Genomic DNA, 22,307 nt, shown 5'->3' on the forward strand with positions numbered 1-22,307 from the left:
ACCTTGATAATTTAAAAGAAGAGTCAACATACAGCTAATAATCAGAAACCTTTTTTAGGGTTATTTCCTTGTATCTCGTTTTTTTGTTGTAACTTTGCATGCAGAAAAGACAAATACACCTTATATAATATGTTATCACAGCAAGATCTGCAGCAAATCGCTCAAAAGGGTATCACCCAAGAGCAAATAGAAAACCAACTCAACGAGTTTATAACCGGATTCCCTTTCCTGAAACTGGAGACAGCCGCCGGCATTGGTCACGGCATCATCGCCCCTAATGCCGAAAAGCGCAAGCAGTATGAAGCCATATGGAAGGCCTACAAGGCAGAAGGAAAGAAGATCGTGAAGTTCGTACCTGCCTCCGGTGCAGCCAGTCGCATGTTCAAGAACATGTTTGCCTTTGTAGATGCAGACTATACCATACCGACAACGGATTTCGAGAAGGACTACTTCGCCTCCATCGAGAAGTTTGCCTTTTACGAAGCGCTCGATGCCGTCTGTCAGAAAAACGAGGGAAAAGACATCAAGAGTTTAATCGCCGATGGCAATTATAAGGCCGTAGCCGCCAACATGTTAAGGACTGAGGGACTCAATTACGGTCAGCTCCCTAAAGGCCTCCTACTCTTCCACAAATACGCTGATGGTGCCAGAACGCCGATGGAGGAGCATCTGGTAGAAGGCGCGCTCTATGCCGCCTCAAACGGTGAGGCTCATGTTCATTTCACTGTCTCCCATGAGCATATGGCCCTTTTCAAGTCAAAGGTTACTGAGAAAGCCGACTCCTATGCAAAGAAATATGGCATCCAATATGATATTACTTTCTCTGAACAGAAACCATCTACCGATACGATTGCTGCCAACCCCGACAACACACCTTTCCGTAATGACGACGGTTCGTTACTCTTCCGTCCGGGAGGACATGGTGCGCTCATCGAGAACCTTAATGAAATAGATGGCGACATCATCTTCATCAAGAATATCGACAACGTGGTGCCTGATCGTCTGAAACCGGAGATCGTCGAGTGGAAACAGGTTATTGCCGGTATACTTGTCTCTTTGCAGAAGCAAGCTTTTGAGTATCTCCGCATCCTTGACGGCAATCCCACGGATGAACAAGTCGGACAGATTGCCAAGTTCGTTGAGGAAGAACTCTGTATCGACGCTAAAGGCAACAAAGTGGATGTCGATTATCTCAGAAAGAAACTGAACCGTCCGATGCGTGTCTGTGGTGTTGTAAAGAATGTCGGTGAGCCTGGCGGCGGTCCGTTCCTGACCTACAACCAAGATGGCACTGTCTCACCTCAGATTCTCGAAAGTAGTCAGATCGACACAAAGAACAAGGAATACATGAAGATGTTCTCGAATGGTACACACTTCAACCCTGTGGATCTTGTCTGTGCTGTTAAGGACTACCAAGGTAAGCCATTCAACCTACCAGATTTCGTTGATAAGACAACAGGCTTTATCTCCTCCAAGTCAAAAGCGGGAAAAGAGCTGAAAGCATTAGAGTTGCCAGGTCTGTGGAATGGAGCCATGAGCGACTGGTCCACCATCTTTGTTGAGGTGCCACTTGGCACATTCAACCCCGTCAAGACTGTTAATGACCTGTTGCGCGAACAGCATCAATAAAAACTAAAGAATCCCTGCCAAATACGACAGGGATTCTTTTTATCCTAACCGATGATACGATCCAGTGCAACCACACCTTTCTCGGTACAGATACCACGTAAAGACACAAAGATAATATTCTTAAAGATATCCTCGATGGTGTATCGCCGATAGAGTTGATTCATCATCACATATTCGCCCAAAGCGTCGAAAAGGTGCATTGTCAATGCTTCATCCACATCTTCTCTAAAAAAACCTTCACTGACACCCCTCTGAATAAACTTCTGCATTTCTGTATGAATATACTGATTCTGCTGGTGAAGGAAGCGGGCAACCTTTGGATATTTAACCAGATCGGCATAGAACAGAGGATTCGTCTGACGGAATTCTTCCACCTTTATCCGATAGACAGTCAGTAGGATTTCCATCACGTTCCCGCAGTTCTTGGTTTTTTCTTTGATCAGTATCTGTCGTTGCTCATTGTACACTTTCACGCCCTCAAAAAGCAACTGTTCCTTATTATCATAGAGCTCATAGAGCGTCCTTTTGGATATGCCAAGATCCACTGCGACATCATCCATTTTCACAGCACGGATGCCTTTCTCACCAAAAGCATTCATTGCCGTTTCGAGAATCTTTCCTCTTAATCCTTGCTTATACGCTGAAATCTCTTTGGTTTCTTGCATATTCATACATTTTCGACTGCAAAGATACAAAAAAACAAAAAAAACGAAATGATTTTCGATGGTTTTTTGTAATTTTGCGAGCGAATTTTCAAAAAGACATCTAAACAAATAATACACTATGGTCAAAATCACGAAAGAAGCCGCCTTAGAATATCATGAGAGCGGACGCCCTGGCAAAATCGAAGTTAAGCCAACCAAGGCATATCGAACGCAAACCGATCTGAGTCTTGCCTACTCCCCTGGTGTTGCCTATCCCTGTCTTGAGATTCAGGAGAATCCCGATGCAGCCTATAAGTATACCGACAAAGGCAACCTCGTAGCAGTCATCTCTAATGGTACAGCCGTACTCGGTCTGGGTGACATCGGTGCAATGAGCGGTAAGCCTGTTATGGAAGGAAAGGGTCTTCTTTTTAAGATTTATGGTGGTATCGATGTCTTTGATATTGAAGTTGCCGAAAAAGACCCCGAGAAATTCTGTGAAGCAGTTGAGAGGATTGCACCCACATTCGGAGGTATCAACCTTGAAGACATCAAGGCTCCTGAATGTTTCTATATTGAAGAGCGCTTAAAGAAAACGCTTGACATCCCTGTTATGCATGATGACCAACACGGTACTGCCATCATCTCTGCTGCCGGTCTGAAGAATGCCATGGAAGTAATCGGGAAGGATATCCGTCAGGTTAAGATCGTCGTCAACGGTGCTGGTGCTGCCGCCATCTCCTGTACCAAACTTTATATGGCCATCGGTGCACAGAAAGAGAATATCGTTATGCTTGACTCAAAGGGAGTGATCAGCACGACCCGCCAGGATCTGAACGAGCAGAAGAAATTCTTTGCAACCAGTCGTACGGACATTCATACATTGGAAGAAGCCATCAAGGGAGCCGACGTTTTTGTCGGTCTGTCTAAGGGTAACGTACTCTCAAAGGATATGGTCAAGAGCATGGCTAAGAACCCCGTGATCTTTGCGCTCGCCAACCCTGTACCGGAAATCTCTTACGAGGACGCCATGGAAGCCCGTCCAGACGTACTGATGTCAACAGGTCGAACCGACTATCCTAACCAGATTAATAATGTGATTGGTTTCCCTTACATCTTCCGCGGAGCACTCGACGTACACGCCACTGCCATCAACGAGGAGATGAAGTTGGCCGCCGTACACGCCATCGCTGATCTGGCTAAACAACCGGTCCCCGATGTCGTAAACGATGTATACAAGGTGAACAACCTGACTTTCGGACGTGAGTATTTCATACCAAAGCCCGTTGACCCACGACTTATCACGGAGGTGTCGGCAGCTGTCGCAAAAGCAGCCATCGAGAGTGGTGTAGCCCGCAAGAATATTGAAGACTGGGATGAATATAAAGACTCATTGTCTGTGCTTCTCGGTCAGGAGACCAAACTCACACAAAAGCTTTATGCTACCGCAGCCGCTCATCCACAACGTGTGGTATTCGCCGAGGCGGTTCACCCCACCATGCTGAAGGCTGCCGTCCAGGCTAAGGCTGAGGGCATCTGTCAACCCATCCTGCTCGGTAACGACGAGGTAATTATGAAACTCGCTAAGAGCCTTGACCTATCACTGGAAGGTATCGAGATCGTCAACCTGCGTCACCCCAACGAGCAGGAGCGCCGCGAACGCTATGCTCGTATCCTGACGGAAAAGCGTCAACGTGACGGTTACACCTTCCAAGAGGCCAATGATAAGATGTTCGAGCGCAACTACTTTGGAATGATGATGGTTGAGACTGGTGAGGCAGATGCCTTCATTACCGGTCTTTACACCAAGTACTCGAACACCATCAAAGTGGCTAAAGAAGTTATCGGAATCCGTCCGGAATACAATCATTTCGGAACAATGCATATCGTCAACTCACCCAAAGGAACTTATTACCTCGCCGATACGCTGGTCAATGAGAATCCCGACAAAGATACGCTTAAGGATATCGCCAAACTGGCTGCGACTGCAGTACGCTTCTTTAACGAGAAGCCCGTCATTGCACTGGTAAGTCATTCCAATTTCGGAAGTAATCGGAGCGAAGGCGCACAAAAGGTCAGATATGCCGTTGAGGAGATGCAAAACGAGTATCCGGAACTCCCCATCGACGGTGAGATGCAGCTTGACTGTGCTCTTGACAATGAATTGCGCGACGAGCAGTATCCCTTTACACGCGTAAAGGGTAAGAAAGTGAATACGCTTGTATTCCCCAACCTGACTTCTGCTCGTTCCTCATATAAGATGCTCCAGATGCTTGGCTCTGATGCTGAGGTCATCGGCCCGATCCAAATGGGTCTGAACAAGCCTATCCACTTCATTGACTTTGGTGCATCTGTTCGAGACGTCGTAAACATCACTGCGATTGCGACTATTGATGCATACGTAGGTCAGATTAAGGATCGCCTCTCTGCCATCGGTAAGTAACAATAGGCTGAAGCTTTATAATCCCCAGCCTAAAAAGGCTGGGGATTTTTTTATTTTCATCACCAACTAGACACTATTACAACACAATGAAAGCTTTTATCGTATATTGCCATCCATCAGAAGACTCATTCACCAGTCATGTGCGTGACGCCTTCATCAAAGGCATCGAAGACTCAGGGAACGAATACATTCTTTCCGATCTCTACCAGATGGATTTCAAGACTGACATGTCGGAGAAAGAATACCTCAGAGACGCTCATTATTCGACCAAGCCCTGTTTAGAGGCCGACGTGCTTGCTGAACAAGCGAAGATCAATGCTGCCGATGCCATTATATTCATTTACCCCGTATTCTGGACTGAAGCACCAGCCAAACTTATAGGTTGGTTCGACAGGGTACTTACCTACGGTTTTGCTTATGGTCCAAAAACCATGAAAGTGCTCGAGAAAGGTCTCATCCTTTGCACGGCAGGCAACACGACAGATAAACTTGAGCAGTTCGGCCTACTGCCCAGCATGAAAAAAATCATGTTTGGCGATCGTCTGTTCAATCGTGTCAAGTACACTGATTTTGTGGTCTTCGGTGGCATGACCAGAGCCTGTCCATTAAGATGCACCGACTGGGACAAGAATCTTACTACCGCCTACAACCGAGGACTGACTCTGTTCAGTCCTACAGAAACTGTATTCTCTCTTGATGGGCGGCATTTTGTGGCTATAGACAATTCTGATACTGGCGAAGTTTCTATCCAGACCGTGTTCTGCTATCATCAGAAGGACAATATCATTTGGGCCGAATATTCGGGTGGGAACATTATTAAAGGGTTCCTCGTTGGTACGATTGATACGGATAACGAACTACAATTCACTTACCAACACATCAACACCTGTGGCGAATTGAAGACAGGCTCATGTCACTCTGTACCTAGAACCGAAAACGGCAAACTAAGGTTTTATGAATCATGGCAATGGACATCCGGCCCATCAGGTACCTCTATTATAGAGGAAATCTGATACGGCTGCATGGAGCAGACAATTCACCTATATTAATATATAAGCATAAAACGGGAAGCATACGGATAATGGGCAACAAGGAGCAAACAGCAACTTGTTATCGAACACATAATAAATGTATATAAATAACTATTTGGCTTGACGTATATCAATTATGTGACAAAAAGAAAGATTTTCAATAAAATAATTGATAAAATGTTTGGTATTTCAGATTTTTGATGTAATTTTGCAAGCGTAATCAACGAAATCATTAATTTTAATCATTATAACAACCAAAAAAAGTAAGAAGATTATGAATGCAGCACAAGTTGTTGAGAATCTGAAGCAGAGATTCCCCAATGAGCCGGAGTACATCCAGGCAGTATCTCAGGTACTTCCCACCATCGAAGAGGAGTACAACAAACACCCCGAGTTTGAGAAGGCCAACCTTATCGAGCGCCTCTGCATCCCCGATCGTGTTTGTGAGTTCCGCATCACTTGGGTAGACGACAAGGGTAACGTACAGACGAACATGGGTTACCGTATCCAGCACAACAACGCTATTGGCCCGTACAAAGGTGGTCTCCGTTATCACAAGAGTGTGAACCTGGGTATCCTGAAGTTCCTCGCTTTCGAGCAGACATTCAAGAACTCTCTGACCACACTGCCGATGGGTGGTGCCAAGGGTGGTTCAGACTTCTCTCCCCGCGGCAAGAGCGACGCTGAGGTGATGCGTTTCTGCCAGGCATTCATGAACGAGCTTTATCGTGTTATTGGTCCCGATGAGGATGTACCCGCTGGTGATATCGGCGTAGGTGGCCGTGAGGTTGGTTATCTCTTCGGACAGTACAAGAAGCTCACCCACCAGTTCCAGGGCGTGCTCACAGGTAAGGGTCTTTCCTTCGGTGGTTCACTGATTCGTCCTGAGGCTACTGGTTATGGTTGTGTATACTTCCTGACTTCTATGCTCGCAACACGCGGTATCGAACTGAAGGGTAAGAAGGTGCTGATTTCTGGTTCTGGTAACGTGGCTCAGTACGCTACTGAGAAGTGCCTCCAGTTGGGTGCTATCCCCTTGACTCTCTCAGACTCTGATGGTTACATCTACGATCCGGATGGTATCGACTTCGAGAAGTTGGCTTATGTGAAGGAGCTGAAGAACGTTGAGCGTGGACGTATCAAGGAATATGCTGAGGAGTATCCTAACGCTGTTTACCACGCAGGTGAGCGTCCTTGGCACGAAAAAGCCGATATCGCTCTGCCTTGCGCTACACAGAACGAGATCAACGGTGAGCAAGCTCAGGCTCTGATTGACAATGGTGTAATCGCCGTTGCTGAGGGTGCCAACATGCCTTCACTGCCTGAGGCTATCAAGATCTTCCAGGATGCCAAGATCCTCTACGCTCCTGGTAAGGCTTCTAACGCTGGTGGTGTATCTGTATCTGGTCTTGAGATGTCGCAGAACTCTGAGCGTCTGTCTTGGACAGCCAAAGAGGTTGACGACTACCTGAAGCGTATCATGAACGATATCCACGAGAACTGTGTGAAGTATGGTACACAGGCTGATGGTTACATCAACTACGTGAAGGGTGCAAACGTTGCAGGCTTCATGAAGGTTGCAAATGCTATGATGGCTCAGGGTATCGTATAAGACTTGACCATCGGTTATTAATAATGGATAATCAAGGAGGCGGACTTAAGAGGTTCGCCTCCTTCTTTTTGTTAATAATCCTTAAAACAGAAAGACCAGATCTACCGTTATACATTAATTATCAATTAATTGTTGTAACTTTGCACCCGCTTTGCGTGTACGTACGCGAGCATACAGTTCACATAAAGTCCAACTTTATTAATTACAAACAAACATTTATTAATTTATTATGTCAGAATTAACAAAGAACGTAAAGCCGCTCGACGACTTCAATTGGGACGAGTTCGAGAATGGCACGACCGCCGGTGTCAGCAAGGAAGAGCTTGACAAGGCGTACGACGAAACCCTGAACAAGGTGGCCGACCATCAGGTTGTTGAAGGTACGGTTATCTCTGTTGACAAGAAAGAAGTGGTTGTCAACATCGGCTACAAGAGCGATGGTATCATCCCCGCTTCAGAATTCCGCTACAATCCCGACCTGAAGATCGGTGACAAGGTAGAGGTTTACGTTGAGAGCGCAGAAGACAAGAAGGGTCAGCTGCTGCTGTCTCACAAGAAGGCCCGTCTCAGCAAGTCTTGGGATAAGGTTAACGAGGCTCTCGAGCAGGATGCTATCATCCAGGGTTACATCAAGTGCCGCACAAAGGGCGGTATGATTGTCGACGTATTTGGTATCGAGGCTTTCCTCCCCGGTTCGCAGATCGACGTTCACCCCATACGCGACTACGATCAGTTCGTAGGCAAGACCATGGAGTTCAAGGTTGTCAAGATCAACCAGGAGTTCCGCAATGTTGTTGTCTCTCACAAGGCTCTCATTGAGGCTGAGCTGGAGGCACAGAAGAAGGAGATTATCGGTAAGCTCGAGAAGGGTCAGATCCTCGAGGGTACTGTTAAGAATATCACCAGCTACGGCGTATTCGTAGACCTGGGTGGTGTTGACGGACTCATCCACATCACAGACCTCTCTTGGGGCCGCGTAGATGATCCGCACAAGGTAGTAGAGCTCGACCAGAAGATCAACGTGGTTATCCTCGACTTCGACGACGAGAAGCGCCGCATTGCTCTTGGTCTGAAGCAGCTCACACCGCATCCTTGGGATGCTCTGGATGCCGACCTGAAGGTGGGCGACCACGTGAAGGGTAAGGTAGTTGTGATTGCCGACTACGGCGCATTCGTTGAGATCCAGCCCGGTGTTGAGGGCCTGATCCACGTTTCAGAGATGTCATGGAGCCAGCACCTCCGTTCAGCTCAGGAGTTCCTGAAGGTTGGCGAAGAGGTTGAGGCTGTCATCCTGACTCTCGACCGCGACGAGCGCAAGATGTCTCTCGGCATCAAGCAGCTCCGCGAGGATCCTTGGGAGGCTATCGAGACCAAATATCCTGTTGGTTCTAAGCACACCGCTAAGGTTCGCAACTTCACCAACTTCGGTGTATTCGTTGAGCTCGAGGAAGGTGTTGACGGCCTGATCCACATCAGCGACCTCTCTTGGACCAAGAAGGTTAAGCATCCTTCTGAGTTCACACAGGTTGGTGCTCAGATCGACGTGATCGTACTTGACATCGACAAGGAGAACCGTCGTCTCTCTCTCGGTCACAAGCAGCTCGAGGACAATCCTTGGGACGTATTTGAGGCTAAGTACACCGTTGGTTCAATCCACGAGGGTAAGATCAGCGAGATGCTCGAGAAGGGCGCCGTTGTTGCACTCGAGGAGAATGTTGAGGGCTTCGCTACTCCTAAGCACCTCGTCAAGGAGGATGGCTCACAGGCTACTCTCGGTGAGACTCTGCCATTCAAGGTGATTGAGTTCAACAAGGACAGCAAGCGCATCATCCTGTCTCACAGCCGCACCTTCGAGGATCCCGCTCGCGAGGAGAAGAAGGCTGCCGCTAAGAAGACCGCCCGCGCTAAGAAGGACGATGCTCCGAAGATCGAGAATGTTGCAGCAAGCACCACACTCGGTGACATCGACGCACTGGCTGAGCTGAAGGCTAAGATGGAGAAGGGCGAATAATATCCCCTACTCCTCTCTATAATAGACTCCCGGCATTTGTCGGGAGTCTTTTTTTGGCACACTATTTGCATAAGGATAGCCAACAGCAAATTGCTAATAGTAAAAACAGATAAAACTTATGCAAAAAGGTAACATCGGGGTTACAACCGAGAACATATTCCCCGTCATCAAAAAGTTTCTCTATTCCGATCATGAGATCTTCCTCCGTGAGATGGTCAGCAACGCTGTCGATGCGACGCAGAAGTTGAAGACGCTCGCCGCACAAGGTGACTATAAGGAAGAGTTGGGCGATCTGACTGTCCGTGTGAACTTCGATGCCGACAAGGGCACTATCACCATCAGCGACCATGGTATCGGCATGACAGAAGAGGAGATCGAGAAATATATCAACCAGATTGCTTTTTCAGGTGTAAGCGACTTCCTTGAGAAATACAAGGATAACGCCAACAATATTATCGGTCACTTCGGACTCGGTTTCTACTCCTCTTTCATGGTATCAAAGAAGGTGGAGATTATCACTAAGTCGTACAAGGAAGGTTCAAAGGCTGTAAAATGGAGTTGCGACGGTAGTCCTGCCTACGAGATCGACGATGCAGAGCGTGCCGACCATGGCTCAGATATCATCCTGTATATTGACGACGACTGCAAGGAGTTCCTCGACAAGTACAAGTTGGAAGGCCTACTGAACAAGTATTGTAAGTTCATGGCCGTACCCATCGCCTTTGGCAAGAAGACGGAGTGGAAAGACGGCAAACAGGTCGACACCGACGAAGATAATATCATCAACAGCGTTGAGCCTTTGTGGACGAAGACACCTTCTACCCTGAAGGACGAGGACTACAAGCAGTTCTATCGTACACTCTACCCCATGAGCGACGAACCGATGTTCTGGATTCACCTGAATGTCGACTATCCCTTCAACCTCACGGGTATCCTTTACTTCCCCCGCATCAAGTCTAACATCGATCTGCAGCGCAACAAGATCCAGCTTTACTGCAATCAGGTATTCGTCACCGATCAGGTGGAAGGTATCGTACCCGAGTTCCTGACACTGCTCCATGGTGTCATCGACTCACCGGATATCCCCTTGAACGTCAGTCGCAGCTATCTGCAGAGCGACCGTGAGGTGAAGAAGATCTCCACCTATATCACCAAGAAGGTGGCCGACCGTCTGCAGAGCATCTTCAAGGAAGACCGTAAGCAATATGAGGAGAAATGGGATGACTTGAAACTCTTCATCAACTACGGTATTCTCTCTGAGGATGGCTTCTACGACCGTGCCAAGGACTTCGCCCTGATGAAAGATACAGAGGGTAAGTATTTCACCTTCGAGGAATACAAGAAGCTCATTGAGGCCAACCAGAAAGACAAGGACGACCAGCTCGTCTACCTCTATGCCACCGACAAAGAGGAACAGTACTCATATATTAAGGCTGCTCAAGACAAGGGCTATTCTGTATTGCTGCTCGACGGTCAGCTCGACGTTCCCACCATCCAAACCCTGGAACAGAAGTTCGAGAAAAGCCGCTTCACACGTGTCGACTCAGATATCATCGATCGTCTGATCGTTAAGGCCGATGCACCGAAGTCTGATCTCACAGAAGAGCAGAGTGACAATTTGTCAGCCGTTTTCCGCTCACAGTTGCCGAAGATCGAGAAGGCAGAGTTCATGGTACAGGTTGACGCCCTCGGCACAGAGGCTCGTCCGGTAATCATCACGCAAAACGAGTATATGCGCCGTATGAAGGAGATGAGTCGCTTCCAGTCAGGCATGAACTTCTACGGTCAGATGCCTGATGCCTTTAATATCGTACTTAATAGCGACCATCCGCTGGTCAAGAAGGTGCTCAGCGATAGTGAGAGTGCCACAGCAGAGGCCTTGAAGCCTATCATCAGTGAACTGAAGGGGCAAGAGGCTCGCCTGGCCGCCATCCGACAGTCACAGGATAAGAAAAAGTACGACGAGCTGACTCAGGAGGATAAAGATCAGAAGGCAGAAGCAGAGAAGGCTGTACAAGAGCAGAAAGACAAGAAACAGCAGGTGATAGCCGATTATGCCAAAGACAACGATATCGTTCACCAGCTTATCGACCTGGCTCTGTTACAGAACGGCATGCTGAAGGGCGAAGCCCTCGACCGTTTCCTTAAACGAAGTGTCGATCTGATCAAATAAGCTCTACGTTTCATATAGGTAGTAACTATGTATGATGGAGATATCTTCCTTGTCCAATAAGGAAATATCTCCATCACTCATTTCCGAAGGAAATATAGCCATGTTCATCTAATGGCAATGGTAACAGATGATTAAATAGAGCACATTTTCACAATGCCAGGAGGTAATATCAGTTTTTTTCCGTAATTTTGCAGATAATATCAAATCATAAATGATAATGAAAAAAAACAAAACAATTGCACTACTAATGGTAACCGCATTCACCATGAGTGCGGCAGCAAAGGATTTCACCGTTACATCACCAAACGGTAAATTATTTATCAAGATCCATGCCAACCAACAAAAACTGACATGGGAAGTTAATCATGGCACGACACAGGTACTAGCACCTTCGGAAATCGGTCTGAACGGTACGCTCCAGAAAATGGATGGTAAGGTTACGAAGAACACCGCCATGATAAGCAACAGGCAATATCGCGTGGAGTTCCGTGCCGACAACGATGCTGCGGCATACCGCATCCACATTATTGGAAAACGCCCCATCACGATCGACAGCGAGACTGCAGAGTTCAATTTCTTGGCCGACTATCCGGCTTTCATTCCTTACATCAACGACAATAGAAGCGGAGAACGCTATAGTTTCAGTTTTGAATCCTATTACAATGAGCAGCCGTTATCAGCCATGTTCAAAGACTCTTTGGCCATCAACCCCTTAGCTGTCAGACTGCCGCAAAACAAGTTAGCTGTCATCGCTGATATGGGAGCTGTTGACTATCCGGGCATGTTCCTGCTTAGAAATGGAGAACACGGACTGAAAGCCTGTTTCGCCCCTGTTCCAACTCGCGAAGAGATAAGCGGCTATGCCTGTCTAAACCTGGTGCCGACAGCGCGAGCCAGTTATATTGCCAAGGATGTGAAAGGCTCACTACCCTGGCGTATCGTTATGGTCACAGAACAGGACAAGGACTTGCTCAATGCCCGTCTTCCACAGCGGTTTGGTCCTTCTTGTCAACTTAAAGACACCTCATGGATCCGTCCAGGTAAGGTAGCATGGGACTGGTGGAATGCCACCATGCTGACAGGTGTTCCCTTCCGTGCTGGCATGAACACTGACACCTACCGTTATTATATCGACTTTGCTGCCCGCAACCATCTTGAGTACATTATTATCGACGAAGGATGGAGCACCGACGAGAGCCTGCGCTCAGAATTGAATCCAGACATCGACCTACTCAGTCTTCTGCCCTACGCAGAAAAGAAAGGCGTTGGAATTATACTCTGGACTTCTTGGCGCAACTGCATCAATCATACTGAAGACGATTTCAAATACTATGCTTCATTGGGCGTAAAAGGCTTTAAGGTGGATTTCTTCGACCGTGATGACCAGACGGTCATGCGCTCTGCATGGAAAATTGCCGAATGTGCTGCAAAAAACCACTTGTTGCTTGACTTCCATGGCTACCGTCCTACGGGCATACAAACGGCATTCCCGAATATTGTCAACTTTGAAGGGGTAAAAGGATTGGAAAATTCAAAGTGGGAACCGAGAGTCGGTGACGGTCCACTGCACGACCAACCACGCTATGATGTATCGATTCCATATCTACGTCAGTTGATTGGACCGTTGGACTATACCCCTGGCGCGATGACCAACGCAACACGCGCAGAGTTCTTTGGTAACAACGACCATCCTATGAGTCAGGGCACTCGTGCCCATCAAGTGGCAATGTACACCATCTTCGACGCACCTCTTCAAATGCTTGCTGATGCACCGACGAAGTATGAACGCGAACAGTCGACCACTGATTTTATCAGTCAGATCCCAACAATCTTCGATGAGGTTGTGGCACTCGATGGAGTGTTAGGCGAATACGCTGTTATAGCTAAGCGCAAGGGTTCGACATGGTATATTGCAGCTATGACCAACTGGACACCGCGTGAACTCACCATCCCACTGTCTATGCTCAGCGAGGGTACCCACCAGGCAGAAATCTTTGCCGACGGAGTGAATGCCGACCGTGATGCCACAGATTACGTGAAGACACAGATAGAAGTGATGAAAGACAAACAAATAAACGTTCGTCTGGCTCCTGGCGGTGGCTGGAGTGCTATTATCAAATAACAATATAAAGAGGTTTGCTATTTCAGTTCACGCAAGCGGTCCTTATAGGCTTTACGGAGCTTACGTATGGCTTTGTCACGGATCTGACGGACACGTTCACGCTTTATGTTCAGGTCTTCAGCAATCTCAGCCATTGTCTCATGCTCTTGTCCGATGCCAAAGAAAGCGTTAACCACACTCCTATCCCTTGCATCCAAAGTCCCCAAGGCATACTCCACAGCAGCCTCAACGGTCTCTGAATGTACCCGCTCATCGGCCAACGGCGCATCCTGATTCACCAAAACAGACAGGAGGCTCATGTTGGCACGATGACCGAGCGGTGCATCTACAGAGAGTGGCACACTCTGCTGACGGGCCTGTACCTCGTCTTTCACATCTTTCGGCACCTGGTAGAGACCAGCCTGCTGATCAATGGCTCTCTCCATCTGCTGACGGATATAAGCCACGGCGTAGTTCACGAACCGCACACCTTTCGATGCGTCAAATCTCGAAGCCGCCTTCATCAGTCCGATGTTTCCCTCACTGACAAGATCTTCCATCGCCACACCTTTGCCTTTATACTGACGAGCGACAGAGACGACAAACCGCAGGTTTGCCTCCACGAGCTTAGAGAGTGCCCGTTGGTCGCCATTTTGGATTCGTTCGGAGAGCTTACGCTCCTCCTCATCGGAAAGCAGCGACTCCTTACCAATTTCGTCCAAATATCTGTTTAATGCTGAATCTTCCATTGTTTCCGTATCTATTGCTGCAAAGTTACAAAGAATAATCGGATATACAAAAAAAAGAGAGGTAAAAACCTCTCTTTGTGATTCCGGCGGGATTCAAACCCACAACCTTCTGATCCGTAGTCAGATGCTCTATTCAGTTGAGCTACGGAACCAAATTCCGTTTTGTTGTCGCAATCATTTCTGATTTGCGGATGCAAAGGTACACACTTTTTCTGAACTGGCCAAATCTTTTCTGAACTTTTTTCAAAAAAAATTGATATTCGCCCGAAAAGCTATACGATAATCCTTGTTTTATGGTAGTTTTCGCGGAATTCAGAGGGACTACACCCTTTTCGTTTCTTGAAAATACGGTTAAAATTACTCAGATTATTGAAGCCACAACTGAAACCGATCTCCGCTATTGAGTGGGTACTGTCGACCAACATACGACTGGCATATCCAAGACGCTGGTCGATGATATACTCACTAAGGTTCCTACCCGTATGGAGTTTGAAGAAACGACTGAAAGCAGACGGACTCATGCCGGCAATGTCGGCAACCTGTGACAGGCGTATCTCGTCTTTATAGTTCTGATCGATGAAGTTCTTCACCTTCTGCACCCGACGACTGTCGCTTGACACTTCGACCTTGGCAAAACTGCTAGACGAGAGCGTACGTGCGCCGTCGCACTTAGATAGTTCATACAGAATCGTCAGGAACTGCGTGAAAGCATAAAAACCGTCCTTGATGCTACTCAGGGAATCGATCTGCTGATAGACACGCATGATAGCTGTCATCGGGAAGCAGAGACCTTTCCGAGCCTCAAGCATCATCTTCTTCATGGAGTTGAAGGGATTGCGTGCGAAGATACCACTATCACTGAAATCGATATCGAACTGTACCGTCACCTCACGGATATCCTCACTTGTGCAGTTGTTCTGTTCCCACACATGCTCAAGATCAGGACTGGTAATAAGCACCAGATCATACTCTCCAATCACTTCATTGGAGTCGCCCACGATACGACGCACACCAGCAGCATGCTCCACGAAGTTCAACTCATAGACCTCATGATTATGGATGGGATAAGTAAACTCTTTTTTGCGGCGGTCAGCAATGTAGAGCACATCTTTACCCATCAAGGGCGTGATCTCATGAATGACCTTGTTCTCCATCGTTATTATATTTTCAGTTCTCTGAGAATCTCAACCATACGCTGCATATTGCTGATACGCATCGGTACCAACGGCAGACGCAGCACATTCTGTATAAAGCCCATCTCACTCAGCATCGCTTTAACGCCCGCAGGGTTTCCGTCGACGAAGAGCAGAGAGAAGAGATCGGTAAAACGATGATGGATTTTACGGGCAGGATCATACTCGCCACGCATCTGCAGACGAATCATCTTAGAGAACTCCTTAGGCAGTGCGTTGCCGATGACGCTAATCACACCGACAGCACCACACGATATCATCGGGAACGTCAGGGAGTCATCACCAGAGATCACATCAAAGTCGTTCGGTTTGTTCTTGATGATCTCGTCGACCTGTTCCAGGTTACCGCTGGCTTCCTTGATAGCCACGATATTCTGACAGTCGCGAGCCAGGCGCACCGTAGTCTCAGCCTTCAGGTTTACACCCGTACGACCAGGTACATTATAGAGCACGACAGGCAGTTTCGTTGCGGCAGCAATGGCCTTAAAGTGCTGATAGAGTCCTTCCTGAGACGGTTTGTTGTAATATGGACAGACACTGAGAACACCATCCACACCACGGAAATCGCCCGTCTTCAGCTCTTCTACCACAGCGGCTGTATTATAGCCTCCACATCCCATGAGGATAGGCACGCGTCCCTGTACCTTTTCAACAACCAGATCCTTGATCTTCTGCTTTTCCTCAGCATTCAATGTTGGGGTTTCACCGGTTGTAGCTAGAATACAAAGAAAGTCGGCACCGTTGTTCAACTGATAGTCGAGAAGTCTCAAGAGAGCCTCATAGTCAACGGAGCCGTCTTCCTTGAACGGGGTAATAAGAGCAATGCCCAATCCCTTAAAGATATTATGTACCATACAGTCTAAATCTAATTGGGCGCAAAGATACAAAAATAACCGCAGATTCCGCAGGCTTCACAGAATAATTTTTCTTTTTTTCTGTATAATCCGCGGAATCTGCGATTTTATGCAAAAACTATTCTGCTTTGAACAAGTCCTTGATGCCACCGATCGAACCGAGCAAGTTCGTGGCCTCATATGGCAGGTACACCGTCTTGGTCTTGTCGCCCTCAGCCAGTTCCTGCATCATCTGGATATATTTCTGAGCCAGCAGGTAGTTAGCGGGGTTCGTCGACTTGCCCACAGCCTCCGTGATCAGTTCGATGGCCTTGGCCTCTGCCTCTGCCTTACGGATACGAGCCTGGGCCTCACCCTCAGCCTCGAGGATAGCCTGGTCTCTGGCGGCCTGAGCCTTGTTGATGATGGCGGTCTTCTCACCCTCAGAAGCCAGGATCTCTGCTGCCTTCTGTCCTTCAGAAGTCAGAATCTGCGCACGCTTGTTACGCTCGGCCTGCATCTGTTTCTCCATGGCCGTGAGCACAGAGTCGGGAGGAGTGATATCCTGCAGCTCTACGCGGTTCACCTTCACACCCCACTTGTCTGTGGCATCGTCAAGCACAGCACTCAGTTTCTTGTTGATGGTGTCGCGCGACGTCAGCGTCTCGTCGAGCTCCAGTTCACCGATAATGTTACGCAGTGTTGTCTGCGTCAGTTTCTCGATGGCGTTAGGCAGGTTGTTGATCTCGTAGGTAGCCTTGAAGGGATCCACAATCTGGAAGTAGAGCAGCGCATTGATCTCGGTCTGCACGTTGTCCTTCGTGATGACGTTCTGTTTCGGGAAGTCATAGACCTGTTCGCGCAGGTCGATGGTTGTCGAATACATGTAACGGCCATGACTGAGTACCACGATCGACTTAGCCTGGTCTATAAACGGGATAATAATGTTGATACCCGGCTGGAGCGTGGCATAATAGCGTCCCAGACGCTCAATAATCTTCGTCTCCGACTGGGGAATGATCACCAATGCCATCTTGGCGAAGATAATCACCAGTATGACGATGGCAATAAATACATAAGTCATAATGTCCATAGCTTTTAATTATTTAATGATTTAGTATAATCTTGAATGATTTTTTTGTTGTTGAGCATGCTTAATCGTGACCTTCAGTCTTCAGCGTCTCAACAGTGATAATAGTGCTCTCACGTCCGACGACACGCACGTTCGCTCCCTCGGGGATATCCTGAGCCTCATTGGTAACAGTCTTCCAGATATCGCCATCGATCTGCACACGTCCAAAGCCATCAGCCTTGACGGTCTCCACCACTCTACCATGACGCCCCATCAAAGCATCGGCATTACTCACACGACGGTCCTCGCCCTTGTGCAGATAGCGTTTGGCAAGAGGCCGCACCCAGAAGAGACAGATCAGTGAGAATACGGCAAAGGCCAGCAACTGGATATAGATGTTACAGCCAAGGGCCGCCGCGATAGCAGCAAAGGCCGCACCAACGGAGAAGCAGATGATAAAGAAGTCGCCTGCCGTCAGTTCCAGGATCAGACAGACGACGGCTATCACCGCCCACATCTGCCATAAGTGTTGTGCAAAATAATCAATCATATAACCTTATTTTAAAGTGATAATATAAAATCATCCCAATCCTTTGATGAACCTTTCCGACCGAACACCTTCTGATAGAGTCGACTGCGGGTAGAGGCCACGCTCTCCTTCGAGTGTGCCGTCAGCTGCGCTATATCCTTCGGCTGGATGCGTACCTTAGTCAGCAGACTGACGTGATAGTCTTGTTCCGATAGGCGATAGAGACTGTAAAGTTTCTCCGTAAAACCCGTATAGATACTGTCCACGAGTTCCGCCAGTTCGGCCCATTCCCGGTGGGAAAGACTCCGTCCACTGTTCAGGCATTCCTGTATCTTATGACTAATCGGCGAAGAGAAGATGGCCGTCTCGGCCTGCTCGCGTTTCTCCTGTTCGATGATCGCCACCTTATTATGATAGTCAAGGGTGGCTTTCTTCTCCTCGAGTTCCAGTCGCAACAGCGAATTCTCGTCGCCCAGTTTACGCAACAGCAACTCCAGCTCCTTGATCTTCTTCTCGTTTCGTTCGATATTCTGTCGGCTCTGAGCCTGTTGCTTTTCCTGTAAAGCGCGTACCTTATCTATTCTATCCTGTAAGGTCAGTACCCTACGACGACTGCTCTGTATAGTCACGACAAGCAGCACGGCATAAACAAGTATTCCTATGATCAGTTCATAAATCATAGCGCAAATGTACGAAGAAAAAACGAAACATCCAAAGTTTTTCGTTCGCAATAGTTTGCAATTGTTCATTCAGTTCGCAAAAGTTCACAGACGATGTCATGACAAACGCCGGAAACGCCTATTCATGCTATAATCGGCGGCCATCCGAATGAATCTGCCCTCTGGGGTGACCGTCCCCGATATCAGCAGTGAAAAAACAACAAAAGAAGCCATAATCATTCTGACATATGAACAATAATGACTATATTTGCAGAAAATACTTGATTGAACTATGAACAGAAGAGAATTCCTGAAGAAAACGGCTTATGCCACAGCAGGCACTGCCGTTTCAGCACCAGTTGCAGCGATGATTACCCGAGCCAAAAACTCAGGACTACTGGAAGACGAGACCGCACCCACACCGTCGACCCTTCCGAAGCAGTCAAACGGTTCACTCCGTGTACTGATGATCAATGGAAGTCCGAGACCAGACGGCAACACCTTCTGTTGTCTGAAAGAGATAGAGAGCCAACTCCAGAAGCATGGTATCGAGACGGAAATCGTTCAGATTGGACGGAAGCCCATCCGCATGTGCATCAACTGCGGAGGCTGTTTTCAGAACAACGGCAAGGGGTGTGTATTCGACGATGACCTCTGTCAGGTGATCACACAGAAGATGGTGGAGGCCGATGCCCTCATCGTCGGCACACCTGTCTATTACGGACAACCCAATGGTGGGGTGCTTTCACTGATGCAGCGTTTGTTCTTCTCGTCGGGACATCTGGTACAGAACAAGCCAGCCGCAGCAGTTGCAGTATGCAGACGTGGCGGTGCAACGGCCACTCTACAGACCATGAACATGATGTTCGAGATGATGAACATGCCTGTGGTCACCTCCCAGTATTGGAATATTGCCTATGGCGCCGGCAAGGGCGAGGCAAAGCTCGATACAGAGGGTATGCAGACCATGCGCACCCTGGGCAATAACATGGCCTGGCTGTTGGAAAAGATCCATGCCGACCGCCCGACCGCGCCCACCCGCGAGGAGAGGCACACCTTCATGAACTTCATCAGATAGGAGCAGTCCAGCAACGCTATTTCCCGTCCCTTTTGGTCGCATAACCAGCAGAGGCGGGAAATGTCATATCGTATTCGCAATTCACGGTGAACACAATAAAGCGAAGGTTCGAGCGTTATAATACCAGTGAAACATACATTTCCCAGATATCTGCTGTTGGCAGTCATGTTCATGACATGTACTGTCGTGATGGCCGATGACTTTACGCTGAGAGGCAGGGTCGTCGACAACGAGGAGCACGCACTGGAGCTGGTGACGGTGAGCTGTCCCAGACAAGGGAAGGTGACGATGACCAATCTCAAGGGTGAGTTCTCCATCGACCTGCAGTCGGCCGACTCTGTAGAAGTACGTTTCTCGATGGTTGGCTATGCGCCCCGCAAACGGGTGTTCCGTAACCCGAGAGGGAAGATGAAGGTGCAGATCGTGATGCAACCTATGGAAGCCCTGCAGGAGGTGGTCATCACGGAGCGCCGACGACAGACCTCACAGACGGAGCAGCTCGACACCAAGGAGATCCGACAAGCGCCCTCGACAACGGGCAATGCTGTGGAAGAGTTGGTACAGCAACAGGCTGGCGTGTCTACTCACAACGAGTTGTCTGGACAGTACAATGTACGTGGTGGTTCCTTCGACGAGAACTCCGTCTATATCAACGGTGTCGAGATCTACCGTCCATTGCTGATCCGTAGCGGACAGCAGGAAGGACTCTCCGTCATCAACGCCGACATGGTTGAGAAGGTAGGATTCTCGACGGGCGGTTTCGAGGCGAAATATGGCGACAAGATGTCGTCGGCACTCGACATCACCTACCGTCAACCTCGGCAGTATGAAGCCACCGTCACGGCCTCTCTCTTAGGAGCCAGTGGTTATGTAGGTATGGGCAACCGTCGTTTCTCCATGAGTCATGGCATCCGATACAAAACAAACCGCTATCTGTTAGGCTCATTAGAAACAACTGGAGAATACAAACCTAATTATATTGACTATCAAACATATATTACTTATAATCCAAACAAAAGATGGACGCTGGATTTCATAGGTAATATCGCAGAGAACCGCTATCGTTTCAAGCCGGAAGACCGTGAGACCAGCTTTGGTACACTAGCCGATGTCAAGTCGTTCAAGGTCTACTTCGACGGTCAGGAGAAGGATCTCTTCCGCACCTTTTTCGGTGCCCTGGGAATCACGCGCCACATCGGGGCATCAACAACTATAAAATTCCTGACATCTGCTTTTCACACCAAGGAGAGCGAATGCTACGATATCATGGGACAGTATTGGCTTGACGATGCACAGACGCAAGAGAGTCTGGGCGTAGGTACTTATATGGAACATGCCAGAAACTACCTGAAGGCCGATGTCGTCAGTCTGAAACTGACAGGTACACACCGAACACGCCAGCATAGCATAGAGACAGGCATCACCTACAAGACCGAGCATATCAGAGAACAGTCACGAGAGTACGAGATGCGCGACTCCAGCGGCTACTCCATCCCCCACTCCTCCGACAGACTGGATCTGATATACACGCTATCTGCCAGGAACAACGTGAAGAGTCACAGGATAGAGGCTTACATCCAAGACAACTACCGTTTCAGTCGGGGCGACAACTACTTCACGCTGAACTACGGCATAAGACTGGCCAATTGGTCGTTCAGCAAAGAGACCATCGTCTCACCACGAGCCTCACTGGCCATCATCCCCGCCTTCAACAGCGACTGTACCTTCCGGCTGGCTACAGGCCTCTATTACCAGGCCCCCTTCTATAAGGAGATGCGCGACACGATGACAACGAACGGGATGACAACGGCCACGCTCAACGAGAAGATCAAGAGTCAGCAGTCGCTTCAGTTCATCGCCGCCATGGACTATCGATTCAAGATGCTCAACCGCCCCTTCAAGTTCACGGCAGAGGTATACTACAAAGCCATGTCCAATCTCATTCCCTATAACGTACAGAACGTGAAGGTGACCTATGACGGCGAAAACATCTGTTCTGGTCGTGCGGCAGGTCTCGACATGAAGCTCTATGGTGAGTTCGTGCCAGGCACAGACTCCTGGCTCACGCTTTCACTGATGGACACACGCCAGAGACTCAACGGAGCGAGCATCCCCCTGCCCACCGACCAGCGTTGGGCGGTAAACATGCATTTCACCGACTATTTCCCTGGTACAGACCGTTGGCGCATGACCCTCCGACTGGCCTATGCCGACGGACTGCCTTTCGGTGCTCCTCACCGTGGACTCGAGGCACAGCAGTTCAGGGCGCCAGCCTACAAAAGGGCCGATATCGGCATGAGTTATCGAGCACTCAAGGATAAGAAGGGTATCCGTAGCATCTGGCTCGGTCTCGACTGCCTCAATCTGTTCGGCATCTCCAACGTGAACAGTTACTACTGGGTGGCAGATGTCAGCAGTCGTCAGTGGGCTGTACCCAACTACCTGACGGGCAGGCTCATCAACGGAAAGGTTACAATAGAACTCCAATAAGTGCATTTTATAAGGATATTTATCCTGTTTGTTGCGGAACAATCAGCAACAAACGCTTTT

Annotated in this window: 16 protein-coding genes and 1 tRNA gene; 9 read left to right on the forward strand and 8 right to left on the reverse strand. The window is 48.5% G+C overall.

The window, feature by feature from the left end:
* The first annotated feature begins 129 nt into the window (after positions 1 to 129).
* A complete protein-coding gene (locus BLU99_RS02190; RefSeq protein WP_091899531.1) occupies positions 130 to 1,629 on the forward strand; it encodes a DUF4301 family protein in 1,500 nt (499 codons plus the stop codon).
* A 44-nt stretch (positions 1,630 to 1,673) separates the two neighbouring features.
* Here BLU99_RS02190 and BLU99_RS02195 read toward each other — a convergent pair whose 3' ends face one another.
* On the reverse strand, positions 1,674 to 2,294 hold the full coding sequence (locus BLU99_RS02195) for a TetR/AcrR family transcriptional regulator (protein WP_218128527.1): 621 nt from the start codon (positions 2,292 to 2,294) through the stop codon (positions 1,674 to 1,676).
* 118 nt (positions 2,295 to 2,412) lie between these two features.
* On the opposite strand from BLU99_RS02195, the gene BLU99_RS02200 reads away from it, so the two are divergent.
* The 6 genes from BLU99_RS02200 to BLU99_RS02230 all read left to right on the forward strand — a co-directional run bounded on the left by BLU99_RS02200 (position 2,413) and on the right by BLU99_RS02230 (position 13,665).
* Positions 2,413 to 4,716: an NADP-dependent malic enzyme gene (locus BLU99_RS02200; protein ID WP_091899533.1), complete on the forward strand. Its 2,304-nt coding sequence runs from the start codon at positions 2,413 to 2,415 to the stop codon at positions 4,714 to 4,716.
* Between the two features lie 86 nt (positions 4,717 to 4,802).
* Complete coding sequence (locus tag BLU99_RS12335) at positions 4,803 to 5,729, forward strand: NAD(P)H-dependent oxidoreductase (protein WP_218128528.1); 927 nt, start codon at positions 4,803 to 4,805, stop codon at positions 5,727 to 5,729.
* A gap of 292 nt (positions 5,730 to 6,021) precedes the next feature.
* Complete coding sequence (locus BLU99_RS02215; protein WP_091899534.1) at positions 6,022 to 7,359, forward strand: NADP-specific glutamate dehydrogenase; 1,338 nt, start codon at positions 6,022 to 6,024, stop codon at positions 7,357 to 7,359.
* A gap of 229 nt (positions 7,360 to 7,588) precedes the next feature.
* Entirely contained in the window at positions 7,589 to 9,370 is a 1,782-nt protein-coding gene (gene rpsA, locus BLU99_RS02220; protein ID WP_091899535.1) for a 30S ribosomal protein S1, read from the forward strand.
* Positions 9,371 to 9,488: 118 nt separating this feature from the next.
* The gene (htpG, locus tag BLU99_RS02225; protein ID WP_091899536.1) at positions 9,489 to 11,543 is read left to right on the forward strand and encodes a molecular chaperone HtpG; all 2,055 of its coding nucleotides are present in this window, start codon (positions 9,489 to 9,491) and stop codon (positions 11,541 to 11,543) included.
* 217 nt (positions 11,544 to 11,760) lie between these two features.
* On the forward strand, positions 11,761 to 13,665 hold the full coding sequence (locus BLU99_RS02230; protein ID WP_255397411.1) for a glycoside hydrolase family 97 protein: 1,905 nt from the start codon (positions 11,761 to 11,763) through the stop codon (positions 13,663 to 13,665).
* A 17-nt stretch (positions 13,666 to 13,682) separates the two neighbouring features.
* On the opposite strand, the gene BLU99_RS02235 is transcribed toward BLU99_RS02230, so the two are convergent.
* The 7 genes from BLU99_RS02235 to BLU99_RS02265 form a co-directional block, all read right to left on the reverse strand.
* Positions 13,683 to 14,393 (reverse strand): sigma-70 family RNA polymerase sigma factor, encoded by a 711-nt coding sequence (locus tag BLU99_RS02235; protein ID WP_091899537.1) that lies wholly within the window; start codon positions 14,391 to 14,393, stop codon positions 13,683 to 13,685.
* A 78-nt stretch (positions 14,394 to 14,471) separates the two neighbouring features.
* Positions 14,472 to 14,545: transfer RNA gene (locus BLU99_RS02240), tRNA-Arg, on the reverse strand.
* Positions 14,546 to 14,665: 120 nt separating this feature from the next.
* Positions 14,666 to 15,547, reverse strand: a complete 882-nt coding sequence (locus tag BLU99_RS02245) for an AraC family transcriptional regulator (protein ID WP_091899538.1) — start codon at positions 15,545 to 15,547, stop codon at positions 14,666 to 14,668.
* 5 nt (positions 15,548 to 15,552) lie between these two features.
* Positions 15,553 to 16,440 (reverse strand): 4-hydroxy-tetrahydrodipicolinate synthase, encoded by an 888-nt coding sequence (dapA, locus tag BLU99_RS02250; RefSeq protein ID WP_091899539.1) that lies wholly within the window; start codon positions 16,438 to 16,440, stop codon positions 15,553 to 15,555.
* Between the two features lie 118 nt (positions 16,441 to 16,558).
* The gene (locus tag BLU99_RS02255) at positions 16,559 to 17,512 is read right to left on the reverse strand and encodes an SPFH domain-containing protein (protein ID WP_091899540.1); all 954 of its coding nucleotides are present in this window, start codon (positions 17,510 to 17,512) and stop codon (positions 16,559 to 16,561) included.
* A 61-nt stretch (positions 17,513 to 17,573) separates the two neighbouring features.
* On the reverse strand, positions 17,574 to 18,041 hold the full coding sequence (locus tag BLU99_RS02260) for an NfeD family protein (RefSeq protein ID WP_091899541.1): 468 nt from the start codon (positions 18,039 to 18,041) through the stop codon (positions 17,574 to 17,576).
* Positions 18,042 to 18,052: 11 nt separating this feature from the next.
* On the reverse strand, positions 18,053 to 18,700 hold the full coding sequence (locus tag BLU99_RS02265; protein ID WP_091899542.1) for a hypothetical protein: 648 nt from the start codon (positions 18,698 to 18,700) through the stop codon (positions 18,053 to 18,055).
* 271 nt (positions 18,701 to 18,971) lie between these two features.
* Between BLU99_RS02265 and BLU99_RS02270 the strand changes: the two genes are divergently transcribed.
* Together BLU99_RS02270 and BLU99_RS02275 are read left to right on the forward strand one after the other, a co-directional pair.
* Complete coding sequence (locus BLU99_RS02270) at positions 18,972 to 19,757, forward strand: flavodoxin family protein (RefSeq protein ID WP_255397412.1); 786 nt, start codon at positions 18,972 to 18,974, stop codon at positions 19,755 to 19,757.
* 171 nt (positions 19,758 to 19,928) lie between these two features.
* Positions 19,929 to 22,247 (forward strand): TonB-dependent receptor, encoded by a 2,319-nt coding sequence (locus BLU99_RS02275; protein WP_369807696.1) that lies wholly within the window; start codon positions 19,929 to 19,931, stop codon positions 22,245 to 22,247.
* Positions 22,248 to 22,307 lie beyond the last annotated feature (60 nt).

This window comes from Prevotella sp. lc2012 (genome assembly GCF_900107065.1).
GTDB lineage: Bacteria > Bacteroidota > Bacteroidia > Bacteroidales > Bacteroidaceae > Prevotella.